Raw genomic sequence first — 13,554 nt, forward strand, 5'->3', positions numbered from 1 at the left:
CTTTGGTAATTTCTTGGTGAATATTATCTCAGGCCTTATTGCATATAGCTTCTTGCCCAAGAAACCTAGCATCAAATATCAAACCGTTAAAACAAATCAACTAGTTATGTTTTAATCGAACTCAGGTTATTAAAAAGGGAATAAACTTAATGCGCATAAATAAATAACTTTTTTATGTAAAGATAAAGTGAGTGAATTACTAATCAATAAGGCCAAAAAAACGTGGCAACCAAAGGGAAATTTCTGGAAAATACGTAATCAACATTAAAACAAAAGTCATGGCTGCCAACAAAGGCAATAATGGTCTAATAACTTTAGAAACTTGTACTTTTGCCACCCCGCTACCCACGAATAATAAAGTACCTACAGGTGGAGTACAGACCCCAATACATAAATTTAGCACGATGACCATACCAAACTGAACTGGATGCATACCTAATGTCATCGCTACAGGTAAAAATATAGGTGTGAATATGAGCACTGCAGGAGTCATATCCATGAAAGTACCTACAATAAGCAGAATAAGATTTATAAGTAAAAACACTGCAATTGGATTACTTACGGAATCCACTAAAAGACTTGTTAGCATTTGTGGTATTCCCTCAAAAGAAAACAACCAGGACATTGCCATCGACGTCGCTATTAAAAACATGACTATGGCAGTGGTCTTAGCACTTTTTAATAAAATTCCTTTAAAATTGGAAAAATGTAATTCCTTGTTCAAAAAACCCAATATAGCTGCATAAACAACCGCAATAGCCGCTGCTTCAGTTGCTGTAAATATACCGGCTACGATACCACCAACGACTATGATTAATAGCGTAAGACTCAAAAATGCATTTTTAAAATCGACAAACAATTGCTTAAAACCAACTCTATCGGCTTTTGGTAATCCTTTTCTTTTTGCGTAAATGTAGACCATTAACATAATAGCCGATCCCACCAAAATACCAGGAATATAACCTGCAATAAATAATGCCGCAACAGAGGCCGTTCCTCCACTAGCAAGAGCAAAAATTATGAGCACATTACTTGGCGGAATCAATAAACCCGTCGTCGACGAGCTAATATTTACAGCTGCACTAAACTCTCTAGGATACCCTTCCTTCTCCATCTTATCTGTAAGCGTACTTCCAATAGCTGATGCCGCTGCAATCGCCGAGCCAGAAATAGCTCCAAATAGCATAGCAGATATAACATTCACATAGGCCAGACCACCTGGTAAACTGCCTATAAGTGATTTTGCAAAATCTATCAAACGTTTGGCTACCCCACCTCTATTCATAAGCTCACCAGCCAATATAAAGAACGGAATGGCCAGCAAGGCAAAATTATCGATCCCTGTAGTCATACGTTGGCTAGCTGTAGTTACTGAAGGCAGAAAGGCAATATTTATAATTAACACAAGCGTTGTTGATATACCTATAGAATAAGCTACAGGAACACCATAAGCCAATAGACCTGCAAAGCTGATAAAAAGCACCAATACACTTATAAGTTCTATGCTCATCTATAAAAAATTTAGTTTTTTAACATTGTAGGCTGAAAAGAAAATTATTATAAGTCCGCATACTGGTACAATGGCGTAAACATATCCTAAAGGTAGATGTAACGCAGAAGAAGTCTGGCCGAGGCTGAGTGTTGTATATACCAAATTACCTCCGCCAATGACCATCACGATTAATGCAAATAATGCCATAAATACCTGAATAACTTTTTGCCTTCCTTTTCTTTTTTTAGCCGATAGTTTTGTTAATAAAAAATCCATAGATAAATGACCTTCTTTCTGCCCATTGATATAGGCAGCCCCTAATACTGTTAACCATATTAATGAAAATCGAGCAAACTCTTCAGTAAATGAACTTGACTGTCCCACTATGTAACGAGACACCACCTGCCAAACTACATCAATCACCAGAAGTCCAAAAATGGTCACCAAAAGATATTCAATACTGCAATTAAGTATGTTGTATGTTTTTTGCATTACTCCGCTATTATTTTTTTAATGACCTTTTTCATATTCTCATCTTGCATCATTTTATCCATAACTGGCTTCACCTTTGATGAGAATTCAGTTTTATCAGGGTATAAAAATTCCACATTGGCCTCCTCTAAAAACTTCATGTTTTCGGCCACGGTCTCTTTCCAATATTGTTTTTGCTTTTCTACACTTTCATCTGCCGCTTCTTGAAGCCAGACTTGTTCTTGATTGCTTAAGGTGTCCCAAAATTTTACCCCGATTACAACTACATCTGGCACCATAGTATGCTCATCGAAAGTGTAATACTTACATACTTCATAATGGTTAGACGTAACAAAGGAGGGAATATTGTTTTCTGCACCATCCACAACATTTTGTTGCAATGCGGTATAGAGTTCGCCATAGGCCATAGGAGTTGCAGAACCACCCAATATATTTACCATATCGACGGACATTTGGTCATTCATGGTCCTAATCTTCATTCCGTCCAAATCTTCAGGAAATTTTATCGGTTTTTTCTTTGCATAAAAACTACGTGCGCCAGCATCGTAAAAACAAAGTCCACGAAGTAAATATGCAGAACTACTTAGCAACAACTCCTTTCCTACCTCACCTTCAAGAACGCTGAAAAGATGCTTTCTATCTCTAAACAAATAGGGAATACTAGTTACTTGATAAGCCGGTGCAAAGTTAGACATAGAGGCAGCGCTTACCTTGGTCATGGCAATACTCCCAATTTGCAGCAACTCCAGAACCTCACGCTCCGAACCTAACTGCCCATCAGGAAAAATTTTTATTTCCAAATATCCGTCAGACTTTTTCGCCAAGGCATCCCTCATCGCAAGAATACCCTTGTGCACAGGATGGGATGTCGGTAAGGAATGTGCGAAATAAAGTACTTTCTTTTTGCTATCGATTGCACATGAATTAAAAAGGAAGAAGCAACAACAAATGCAAAAGGCCCATTGTATGCTTTGTAAATATCTCTTATGTTTTCCAACTATCAACTTCATGCAATACATTTAAATGTTCAACCCTAACCTTACCCCTTTTTCCAATCCAGATAATTGTGCTAAGCCGATAGCTCTCCCTATTAAGGAATAGCCAGCGTAAAACTCATTTTGACGTTTTTTATCATCTAACAACACATGACCATGGTCTGGTCTCAAAGGGATTCTGACAATACCATTACCATTCTCATTTCTTTTATGTTGTTGCTTAATAATTGCTTCCATTACTTTATCCATTGGTACCGAGCCACCAAGATGATCTGCTTCGTAAAAACTACCATCATCTGATCGAGCAACATTCCTTAAATGTATAAAGTGAATTTTATCTCCAAAATCATCAATTATTTTCACCAAATCATTATTCGCTGATGCACCTAAAGAACCGGAACAAAACGTTAATCCGTTGCTTGGTGAGGGACAACATTCCAATAAAAATTTAATTTCTTCATAGTTAGAAACGATTCTAGGGACACCAAAAACTGAAAATGGTGGGTCATCTGGGTGAACAGCCATACGTACGCCTATTTTTTCGGCTTCTGGTATTATGGCATTCAAGAAATAAGATAAATTATCTTGTAATTGTTGTTTGCTTATTTTTAAGACCTTAGCATGGTTGGCTTTGAAATCCTCTAAAGCAATTAATTTCTTAGAACCTGGCATACCTGCCAAAATAGATTCTTCCAATTTCTTTTTTTGCTCCTTTGAAAGTCCATCAAAATAAGCTTTCGCTTTAGTATATGCTTCTTCAGGGTAAGACCCTTTTGCATTTTCACGATTCAATATAAACAAATCGAAAGCTGCCGCAGAAATTGGGCTATAGCGTAATACCGAAGCACCCGTAGGCAATACAAAATCTAAATCTGTACGTGTCCAATCTATCAATTGCATGAAATTGTAGCACACATTATATATGCCATTTTCAGCAAGATTCTTTAGCGTTTGAATATAATTGGCAATATAGAGGTCTCTTTCTGGAAGTCCGTATTTAATGGCCGTATGAATATTAACACTTTCCACGACCGACCACTCCATACCCTGTGCCTCAATCTCTGATTTAAGGGCGGCAATAGTTTCGACAGGCCAAACCTCTCCAAGGGGTACTTTTTGACAAGCAGCTACAATTCCTTCTACTCCCAACTGACGTATATCAGCCAGAGTAACTCCAAATTCAGGTCCGAACCAACGAAAGGTTTTCTTTAAATAATCCATATTCTTTAATTAACAAAAATTATATTCTGTACTACTTTCCCGATATTGAAACTAAACGGTAATCGATTGCAAAAATAGATATCACAATTTAATTGAATAGCTCATAAGCCATAAATCAAAAAGTCTACTTAAAAAAGTAGTTACACTCCAGAAAATGAACTGAAGCCACCATCAACATCAAATATACTACCCGTAACAAAACTAGATGCATCACTTAGAAGGTAGTGAACCATACCGTTTAATTCAGAAGCGTCACCAAAACGACCCATTGGTGTGTTTTTTATAATACTATTCCCTCTTTTGGTAAAGGAACCATCTTCATTGGTTAATAAACGTCTATTTTGATTCCCTATAAAAAATCCGGGAGCAATTGCATTCACTCGTATTCTATCCCCGTGCTTAGAAGCTAATTCGTTCGCCATCCATTTTGTGAAAATATCTACTGCAGCTTTTGCCATTGAATATCCCAGTACTCTAGAGATACTTTGCTTGGCAGCCATCGAAGAAATATTAATGATGGAACCATACCCTTGCTCAACCATCAATTCACTTAATATAACAGTGGGCGTTACTGTTCCGAATAAATTTATGTCCACTACTTTCTGCGTATCACCCATGGCAATATCACGTATCGTTTGGTCTGGCTTTAATGTTGCCCCAGGGATATTACCCCCAGCAAGATTCACAAGTCCATCTAAATGATTGAACTGCCTTTTTATTTCATTCTTTACTGCCAAAAGCTCTTCTTCGTTCATGACATCTACCTTAAAAATATGGGTGCTGTCAGCTACGATATCATTTAGTTCACTTTGTTTGGACTTTAATTTATCGACAGACCTACCTAACAACAGCACTTTCGCTCCGTTTCTTATCAGGTATTCGGCAATTGACCCTCCTAAGGTTCCCGTTCCTCCGGATAAGGCATAATTCTTATTTTTTAAAGACAGTAACTCGCTCATTTAATTCTCTTTTGCTTTTTTATATGCGGCTATGGTTGTGTAATATTTGGTTATCATGTTCGGAACCTCCCAATCGGGCAACTCCCCAGAAGCCAAATAGTTTAAATAATTTTCAGTGACTTGGCCAAAATGGGCCTCATGTCCTATTTTAAATTGCTCTGGAATAACGATTTTCCATATACCCTCTTCCTCTTTAATAACAGATGTACCAGGAAACTGTTCAGGTATTTCATTTTGTACCGCCAAGTTAAGGGATTTCTCAAAATCAGCTCCTAATTTTGATTCCACATATAGAACAGGTTTATAATTTTCAGCCTCACCTTGTTTAATAATCAAGTTAGATTTTGAGCCTCGCATAACACTGTAATGTGTATCCCCAGTACCTTCAGGAGCTTTATAATTCCATATTACAGAAACCTTTGCGTATTTGCCATTGATTTTATAATTCATTTCACCATTGCAATATACATTCAAGCTATCTTCCGTAACATCCTTTTCAAGATATTCTGGATATGATTCTGAACCGGTCACAGTCTGAAATTCTTCTAAAGAAAGAACTGTTGGCCATCTGCGAGCAGATACCATTTCTACTTGAGAAGAATCTATAATCTGGTTAGGAAAAGCCTCCCATTGTATCAAATCGACCAAGTGTGTAGTTACATCAACTATACCTTCTCCCTCCTCGTTTACATCGAAAAACCACGATGGGCGTACCAATGGATTTCCAGAAACATACTTAAAAAAATGATGCACACTTTCTTTACTAATTGCAGGTTCATCTAGCGTACCTTCTAGTAGTTCACCAAACACATCTGGAAGCAATGAAAACTGCTTCTGCATCATAGTAGTTGATTCAAAACGCTCTGTCATGATATCATAAATCAGCAGACCTTTCTCCTCGGCAATTTCAAAAGCCTCCTTCAACTTTTCAAACCCTTGCGGATTGATGACCAGAGGTTTATCAGCATATACATTCAACCCTGCCTTAACGGCAGCTAGTATGTAATCTATCTTTTTTGAATTCTTACCGGCAACAACCATGACGTTACCTGGCTTTTGGGAAATCATTTTTTCTATATAATCATCGCCCAAATAGGCGTTGATTTCCCAAGCGGTAGGATTTTCTTGTCTGGAATTATATTGGTTGATCTTACTTAAAAAATCCTTCACTTCTGGACCTTCGGCAGCAAATACATGAATTGTTGAATCTACCTGAGGGTACATTGTCTTTTGCACTAAAGCAGCGTGAAAATGGCCAGGATCCAAGGTCATTAATTTCACTTTTTGCATTTCTTCTTCTTTATTCTCTTCTTTATTCTCTTCTTTTTTCACTTGCACACAAGAAATACTGAAGAAAAGTAACACTAGTACGGTACTATATCTTATTAAGATTTTCATTTCCCCAATTTTTATAAAAAAACATACCCCCTAATAGTGGTCATGTTTTAATTAAATTCAATGATGTTAAGCGAAAGTAAATTAGCACCCTCTTTATTTAGTTTTAAGTTTTAATATTATTAGTGCCATATGACTTTCGCTGTGTGCGTTCAAGCATGGCATTTGCTTCTGGATCATTTATGAACCATTCGTTTTTGGGGTCCCAATTCAATTTACGTGAGAACTGCATGGCTATATCACTAATTAAACAAACAGTACAAGCCTTGTGTCCTTTTTCAATAGGAGAAATCGGAGCTTTTCTAGATTTCACACACGCTAACCAATTACCATGCTGATCATCTATTTTTTCTAAATGAATTTCGTTGTCCTCAATAACAGATTCCAATATTGTAGGATCTGAAGCATTTAACGCTTGCGAACTTTTTTCCTTATCAACCGGATCGGAAGCAGATGCGGTATAATCACCCCTTGAAACAAATATCCATCCATCATCACCTATATATTCAATACCGTTAGTGTAGCCACCACTTGTATAAACGGAGATATCATTATCATATTCATGCTTGACAAAGAAGTCTCCATGAACATTCCATAAACCCGATTTAGGAAATTCTGCCAAAGCCTCTACCGAAACTGGGCCTGTCAACTCTGTATTCATTCCCCATGCAGCCGAGTCATAGTGGTGTTGTCCCCAACCGGTAATCATTCCTGCTCCGTAGCTACGATTTCTTAACCACCCCGGACGGCTATAATCATCTTGTGGGTGCACACCAATTTCGGTATACGGAACTTCTGGAGTAGAACCCATCCACATATCAAAATTTAAATTCCTTGGCACGGGCATAGTCGTTGCTATAGGACCCGCAGGATCACCGGGCAATCCAATTTTTACCGTATGTATTTTACCTATTCTCCCGTTCCGCACCAACTCGGCCGCTACTCTAAATTGCTGCATTGCTCTTTGTTGCGTACCCACTTGTAGAATCACATTGTTATCCTGCACCACTTTTCGCAACTGCTGCCCTTCTTTCACCGTAAGTGACGTTGGTTTTTGAAGGTAAATATCCTTACCTGCAATTGCTGCTTCCATTGCTGGTTGCGAATGCCAATGATCTGGTGTACTAATAACTACAGCATCAATATCTTTGTTCAACAACATTTCGCAGTAATCGCCATACATTCTAGTATCCATGTAGTTAGCCTTACCCGTTTTGTCCTTGTAAAACCCATCAACCAAAACCTTGGCATCGTTCATACGTTTTGAATCCAAATCACAAACTGCTATATACCGTGCAGCGTCAAAACGGATAGTATCATGAATATCATGTCCACGTGCAATGCGCCCACATCCTATCTGACCTATATTAATTTTATTACTTGGCGCATTTTTACCAAATACGGTGGAAGGGACTATCGTTGGAAAAGCCACTGCCGCTGCTGTACCCAGCGATGATTTTTTTATAAAATTTCTTCTTTGCATCTGTATCTATGATTTAGTTTGAAATTTGTTCTACATGTGGCGGATTAGCAAATGACTGCCAATACGCTTCAGCTTCTTCTTTGGTCAATTCACCTTCAAATACCACCATTCTATATTTCAATTCATAAACCTTATTTGGTTCTATCTGCCATTCTTCATGACGAATTGGGCAAAACTCAAAAAACATATCACCTCGGCCATCGTTACCATCTATAGGCCAAACACGCATGGGCTCTGGGTGCATTCTGTTGTTAGGATTACTTAAAAACAATATTCCATTTGTACCCTTACCATCACTAGATTCACCTCTTACAATTGCCCATCTAGCATTGGTACCATCGGCAGTTAGACGATCTTCACCTTCTGAAGTAAATACTTCACAATTATCCTTATGCCATCTTTCTGTAAATCGCATTCCTAGACCACCACCATATCTATAGGCCTCAAATAGAATTCCTTTTTCTAATGGCGTGCTAAACTTCGTTGTATAGTCTAACATATAGCGGTCATCTCTTTCTAAATCCCACAATTTCACTTGAAGATTTTCGTTTAAAGCTATTTGTGGTTCTGATTTGGTCTTAAAATCTATATGTTCTTGTGCTGCATTAAAACCAACAGAAACAGCACCTTCGGAAATGGCATTAAATTCTTTAAAAAGTACGGTCCCCTGCCCTTCTGCAAGATTCCAAAAATCGACACGCATCGTATCTATACGTGTGTGCGTCCATGGACCCCAAAGACCATAGTGGTGCCAATGATCTGGAGCATTTGTCCTTGTAAGCGTATCCCCTTTTGGGGATAAAATAGGATGTATATATCCTGATTTTTTAAAAATGGAGTCAACTCCTTTTGGCGGATAATGCATATCATACCTATAACCAACCAGAGAAGTATTACCTTTTTCAAGCATTAAATCTCCATCCTTTTTAATAGCCGATAATTTTTTAGCGGTACGATCTGAATCAGTTTTTGTTTCAATACAATAACTACGTGTTCGTTCAGTATTATGTATAAACCACAATGTATTAGTTGTGGTATCAATGTCAAATGGAACGACGTCATCACCATTCATTAAAGTAATATCAGCACCTTCTATTGCTCCTAAATCCAAAGATAAAGGTCCGTTAATGAATAAGCAGTTGCCCTCCTGAACTTGAAATGAATGCTTGTCTTTTTTCCCCGTTGTACAAGATGAAAAAATCAAGAATAAGGCAAAAAAAGATATGTTCCTCATTTTATTAAGCTTAGGTCCTTAGGTTAAAATATGGCACATATGAATAAACAAATTGTTTATTTGAATACAAATCAAATCTAAATAATCAAATTAATCTACACAACCCATTGCACATTATTTTTAGCATAATTTTTAACATATTCTTTTATTTATGGTATAAAGTTTACATATTATTAATTAAATACTATTTTTAAATAAAAATAGTAAGCCACAATTAAATTTGTTGCGTAATATTGTTGCAGTAAAAATTGAATAAATGTCTAAAAAGGTTACTATTTATGATTTAGCTGAAATGTTAAATGTTTCACCTGCAACAGTAAGTAGAAGTCTAAATAATCATCCATCAATAAGTGATAAAACCAAGCAAAGGATTATTTTAAAAGCAAATGAGGTAGGATACAGGACCAATAAATTTGCCGCTAATCTTAGCAATCAAAAATCCAATACCATAGGTGTTATAGTCCCCAAACTAAATTCCTATTTCATGTCTACCATTCTTGCAGGCATAGAAAAAGTTGCCAATAAAGTAGGCTACAGTCTTATAATAAGTCAATCTTTAGAATCTGAGGAAAAAGAGAAAATAAATGCCAAAACCTTGCTAGATAGCGGTGTAGATGCTTTATTGATTTCTCTTGCCAACGATACTAGCGATTATAAGCACTTTGAAAACTACACCAAGAGAAAAATACCATTATTGTTTTTTGATCGCGTTATTGACTTACCAAATTGCCCTACCATTTTAATCGACAATGAAGCCGCAGGTTATGAAGCTACCAAACACCTCATAGCACAAGGCTGCTCTAATTTACTGCATATTAGCGGTAATCTACAACGAACACTTTACGCTGATCGTTACAAAGGTTTTAAGCACGCCTTGCTAGAAAACCAGTTGAAAATAACCGAGACAAATTTATTGGAAACCGATCTTGACCCTAAGAATATTCAAGTAGCAATCGATTATATTAAAAATTCAACAAAAAAGATAGATGGCCTTTTTGTGGCCAGTGACAATTTTGCAGCGAATTGCATAAAAGAACTGCAAAAAGTTGGTTTTAAAATACCCGAAGACATTAAAGTAGTTGGATTTAACAACGACCCAGTTTCTGAAATTATTAGTCCAAACCTAAGTACTATTGAATACCCTGGTTACAAAATGGGAATCTTAGCTGGAGAAAGTATCATAGCACATTTAAATGGCTCCATAAACCTGCAATCTACGAACACCATTCTATTACGACATAAATTAATAGTAAGGGAATCATCTACTCAACAACCTGAATAAAATGAAGAAATCTTTACTATTATTACTAACCTTATATTTCTCAATAAACTGTTTTACCCAAGCGCAAAGTCTTGAACCTTTAAAGATAACAGATGATTGGGTAGCAAAGATTGAACAAATCACCCCTTCACCAACAGTTAAAATAAAAGAGAAACGAAAAATACTTGTTTTCTCGAAAGCAACTGGGTTTGATCATTGGACCATTGCACACAATATAGAAATGTTGAAAGTATTTGGAAGAAAAACAAAAGCATTTGAAATACATATTGGATTAGATATTGAAAATTTTGACAAACAAAACTTAAAAAAGTACGATGCTATCGTTCTAAACAACTCCAACCCTAACGGGCCTAAAAGAGACTTATTTTATGATCTTTTAAAAAATTATTCTTCACTTTCTGAAAGCGCTATCATTAACAAAGCCGCAGAGTACGAGAGCAATTTAATAAACTACGTAAAAAAAGGTGGCGGCCTTATGATCTTGCATGGTGGAATTGTTGTACAAAATAACTCCAAAGCTTTTAGTGAAATGACAGGAGGCAGTTTTGATTACCATCCAAAACAACAAGAAATACATATTAAAGAAGTAGATAAAAACCACCCCTTGGTAAGAGCGTTTAAAGGGAAGGGGCTAGTACATACAGATGAACCATACTTCTTTAAAAATGCCTATTTTGAATATAACTTCAGACCACTTTTGTATTTTGAAGTGGACAAAATAGAGGGAGTAAAACACGAAGTCACTAATAACATCAACTATGTTGCTTGGATAAAACAATATGGAAAAGGAAGGGTGTTTTATACATCTCCTTCACACAATGCTCAAAGCCTTGAAAACCCTGAGTTATTGCAGTTTTTAATGGATGGACTGCAATATGTAACGGGAGATTTAAAAGTGGACGATAGCCCTATGGGCATCCCTAAAAAATAAAATAACCTCACTTTATACTTTCTTAATTCCTGACAGAATCTTTTAAAACTTTCTCCTTCTAGTCTTTAGTTGCAACCTTCAACATATTAAATCTTATAAACCACTTCTAAGGTAGAATTTTTTATTGGAAAATAAATTCTCTGAAAAGCTATATCATGATTATGACTGCAAAATACCGATTATTGATTATCACCTATCGACATAGGCAATATTCAACTAATTTTACTTTACAAAACAACTAAGCATACTATCAAAAACTAGTTTCTTTTAAAATATGCTACAAATATACCAGAACAGTAAAAGGCATAGTTAGAGATATTTGAGGGTAAATACATCCTAGTTTGCCCTTAGGTTTTTGAATGAATCTTGATTACTCATATTAGCGTTGTTATCGCTTTGATGTTACTTAGTTATAATCCGATTAAAAAACCTTAACACTCCTTTAATTAGGGTTAATAGTATCGGTTAAGTAAAAATACCCTATAAAGGCATTTTTAGTCCCTAAAAGGTGAATTTCTATTCTTCGCAAGTATCTTTGCAAGACCCTAAGTGCCCTCTGTGAAGAAAGCAATTCTATTTATGATTATAAGTACATTCTCATTCACGCTCATGAATGCGTTTGTGAAGTACCTAAGCAACTATCCAACCTTTGAAATTGTGTTTTTTAGATCCGTTGGTTCGCTAATTTTGGGTACCACCTATATTTTAGCAAAGGGTATTTCAATACTTGGCAACCAACGTAAGCTAATGGTTTTCAGGTCATTTGCAGGGCTAACAGCCATGAGTCTATTCTTTATGTCGTTACAATACTTACCAGTAGGAACTGCCGTTTCACTTAGATATTTAGCTCCAATCTATGCAGCTATCTTTGCCATATTCTTACTAGATGAGAAACTACGAACTATACAATGGTTTCTCTTCTTATTAGCCTTTAGTGGCGTATTAATGTTGAAAGGATTTGACCAAGAACTCAATACTACAGGTTTATTGTTAGTATTAACAGCTTCTGTATTTAGTGGGTTAGTTTACGTTATTATACGTAAAATAGGAAGAAGAGACCATCCTTTAGTTATTGTCAATTACTTCATGTTTATCGGTACACTTATTGGAGGAATCCTTTGTATTAATGGATGGGTGAAACCAGAAGGAATAGATTGGTTACGATTATTTAGTCTGGGGATATTCGGATTCTTCGGACAGGTATTTATGACTAAAGCTTTTCAAATTGCCAAGACGAATTTAGTAGCACCTTTAAAATATATTGAGGTTGTTTTTACAATACTAGTTGGTGTTAGTTGGTTTGGCGATGTATATACCTTATGGAGTTTAATTGGTATTTTGATGATTATTGTCGCATTGACAGCCAACGTGATTATTGGGAGACGGTAAAATCATACACCTACTTTTGTCCCAAACATTAAAAAAATACCGATTACAAAGTACAGGAAGTATATAATTATGTTGGAAACTTCGTCTATTTACGAGCAGATTCCTGCTCTGCCAAACTAGTATTAACATCTTTAAGCGAATTGACAATAACAGTAGTAACCTCATCTTCAATTTCCGTAGAATAGTTTAAATAAACTATCCCAAAAACAATCAACGTAAAAGCTATCATTAAATTTACAATCATTTTAGAATCGAAGAATTTTTCGTTAGTCTTCATCGCTTATAAGTCTCTAGTTTACAGAACTAATATAGATATAATTAAGTTAATTAACAAATTTTTAACAAAACACCGTTTTCATAGTTTTTCCAGATTCATATTCTTCTCAAACATAACCATGTTAAATAAAACTCAAATTCAAACTAACAATTAACTGATTTTCGATAACTTAAAACTTATTAGAATTAAATTTTAGTATAAATAAGGCAACGTTCACCGTTCAGCGATTCTAGCTTTGTAGTGATTAATTACTAATTAAAAATAGATTTAATTTAAAGCTGAGTTCAACCCATAAGTGCAACACACTTATTTTTTAGGACTTCAATTGGGTTATTATAATTAAACTTTCTAATAGGTCTGTAATTTAATAATCTTTCTACTTCCTTTATTCTTTTTTCAGTAAT

The 13,554-nt window shown here is 35.9% G+C and carries 12 protein-coding genes; 3 read left to right on the forward strand and 9 right to left on the reverse strand.

Features of this window, described 5'->3' with window-relative positions:
- Positions 1 to 199 precede the first annotated feature (199 nt).
- The 8 genes from ES765_RS20830 to ES765_RS20865 form a co-directional block, all read right to left on the reverse strand.
- Positions 200 to 1,510 carry a TRAP transporter large permease gene (locus tag ES765_RS20830; protein ID WP_171017395.1) on the reverse strand — a complete coding sequence of 437 codons (1,311 nt, stop codon included), beginning with the start codon at positions 1,508 to 1,510 and terminating at the stop codon, positions 200 to 202.
- Positions 1,511 to 1,984: a TRAP transporter small permease gene (locus tag ES765_RS20835; protein ID WP_138116381.1), complete on the reverse strand. Its 474-nt coding sequence runs from the start codon at positions 1,982 to 1,984 to the stop codon at positions 1,511 to 1,513.
- Positions 1,984 to 2,994 (reverse strand): TRAP transporter substrate-binding protein, encoded by a 1,011-nt coding sequence (locus ES765_RS20840; protein ID WP_138116382.1) that lies wholly within the window; start codon positions 2,992 to 2,994, stop codon positions 1,984 to 1,986. The genes ES765_RS20835 and ES765_RS20840 overlap by 1 nt, the downstream gene beginning before the upstream one ends.
- Before the next feature lie 9 nt (positions 2,995 to 3,003).
- Positions 3,004 to 4,200, reverse strand: coding sequence for a mannonate dehydratase (gene uxuA / locus ES765_RS20845; RefSeq protein ID WP_138116384.1), 1,197 nt, complete (start codon positions 4,198 to 4,200; stop codon positions 3,004 to 3,006).
- Positions 4,201 to 4,340: 140 nt separating this feature from the next.
- The gene (locus ES765_RS20850; protein ID WP_138116386.1) at positions 4,341 to 5,159 is read right to left on the reverse strand and encodes an SDR family oxidoreductase; all 819 of its coding nucleotides are present in this window, start codon (positions 5,157 to 5,159) and stop codon (positions 4,341 to 4,343) included.
- A complete protein-coding gene (locus ES765_RS20855; RefSeq protein WP_138116388.1) occupies positions 5,160 to 6,557 on the reverse strand; it encodes a putative oxidoreductase C-terminal domain-containing protein in 1,398 nt (465 codons plus the stop codon). It lies immediately after the preceding gene.
- Between the two features lie 103 nt (positions 6,558 to 6,660).
- Positions 6,661 to 8,037, reverse strand: coding sequence for a Gfo/Idh/MocA family protein (locus ES765_RS20860; protein WP_138116389.1), 1,377 nt, complete (start codon positions 8,035 to 8,037; stop codon positions 6,661 to 6,663).
- Positions 8,038 to 8,050: 13 nt separating this feature from the next.
- On the reverse strand, positions 8,051 to 9,271 hold the full coding sequence (locus ES765_RS20865) for a PmoA family protein (protein ID WP_138116390.1): 1,221 nt from the start codon (positions 9,269 to 9,271) through the stop codon (positions 8,051 to 8,053).
- A 256-nt stretch (positions 9,272 to 9,527) separates the two neighbouring features.
- Between ES765_RS20865 and ES765_RS20870 the strand changes: the two genes are divergently transcribed.
- The 3 genes from ES765_RS20870 (at position 9,528) to ES765_RS20880 (ending at position 12,873) form a co-directional block, all read left to right on the forward strand.
- Positions 9,528 to 10,553 (forward strand): LacI family DNA-binding transcriptional regulator, encoded by a 1,026-nt coding sequence (locus tag ES765_RS20870; RefSeq protein WP_138116392.1) that lies wholly within the window; start codon positions 9,528 to 9,530, stop codon positions 10,551 to 10,553.
- Between the two features lies 1 nt (position 10,554).
- Positions 10,555 to 11,484: a ThuA domain-containing protein gene (locus tag ES765_RS20875; protein WP_138116394.1), complete on the forward strand. Its 930-nt coding sequence runs from the start codon at positions 10,555 to 10,557 to the stop codon at positions 11,482 to 11,484.
- Between the two features lie 558 nt (positions 11,485 to 12,042).
- Positions 12,043 to 12,873: a DMT family transporter gene (locus tag ES765_RS20880; RefSeq protein WP_262710704.1), complete on the forward strand. Its 831-nt coding sequence runs from the start codon at positions 12,043 to 12,045 to the stop codon at positions 12,871 to 12,873.
- Between the two features lie 85 nt (positions 12,874 to 12,958).
- On the opposite strand, the gene ES765_RS20885 is transcribed toward ES765_RS20880, so the two are convergent.
- Positions 12,959 to 13,150 carry a hypothetical protein gene (locus ES765_RS20885; protein WP_138116396.1) on the reverse strand — a complete coding sequence of 64 codons (192 nt, stop codon included), beginning with the start codon at positions 13,148 to 13,150 and terminating at the stop codon, positions 12,959 to 12,961.
- Positions 13,151 to 13,554: the final 404 nt, after the last annotated feature.

It is taken from the genome of Maribacter sp. ACAM166 (assembly GCF_005771495.1).
GTDB lineage: Bacteria > Bacteroidota > Bacteroidia > Flavobacteriales > Flavobacteriaceae > Maribacter.

Excerpts from the sequence above, each read along its gene's own strand:
- ES765_RS20875 (WP_138116394.1), top strand. The coding sequence starts at position 10,555 with ATGAAGAAATCTTTACTATTATTACTAACCTTATATTTCTCAATAAAC.
- uxuA (WP_138116384.1), bottom strand. The coding sequence starts at position 4,200 with ATGGATTATTTAAAGAAAACCTTTCGTTGGTTCGGACCTGAATTTGGA.
- ES765_RS20870 (WP_138116392.1), top strand. The coding sequence starts at position 9,528 with ATGTCTAAAAAGGTTACTATTTATGATTTAGCTGAAATGTTAAATGTT.
- ES765_RS20835 (WP_138116381.1), bottom strand. The coding sequence starts at position 1,984 with ATGCAAAAAACATACAACATACTTAATTGCAGTATTGAATATCTTTTG.
- ES765_RS20865 (WP_138116390.1), bottom strand. The coding sequence starts at position 9,271 with ATGAGGAACATATCTTTTTTTGCCTTATTCTTGATTTTTTCATCTTGT.
- ES765_RS20885 (WP_138116396.1), bottom strand. The coding sequence starts at position 13,150 with ATGAAGACTAACGAAAAATTCTTCGATTCTAAAATGATTGTAAATTTA.
- ES765_RS20860 (WP_138116389.1), bottom strand. The coding sequence starts at position 8,037 with ATGCAAAGAAGAAATTTTATAAAAAAATCATCGCTGGGTACAGCAGCG.
- ES765_RS20850 (WP_138116386.1), bottom strand. The coding sequence starts at position 5,159 with ATGAGCGAGTTACTGTCTTTAAAAAATAAGAATTATGCCTTATCCGGA.
- ES765_RS20830 (WP_171017395.1), bottom strand. The coding sequence starts at position 1,510 with ATGAGCATAGAACTTATAAGTGTATTGGTGCTTTTTATCAGCTTTGCA.
- ES765_RS20840 (WP_138116382.1), bottom strand. The coding sequence starts at position 2,994 with ATGAAGTTGATAGTTGGAAAACATAAGAGATATTTACAAAGCATACAA.
- ES765_RS20855 (WP_138116388.1), bottom strand. The coding sequence starts at position 6,557 with ATGAAAATCTTAATAAGATATAGTACCGTACTAGTGTTACTTTTCTTC.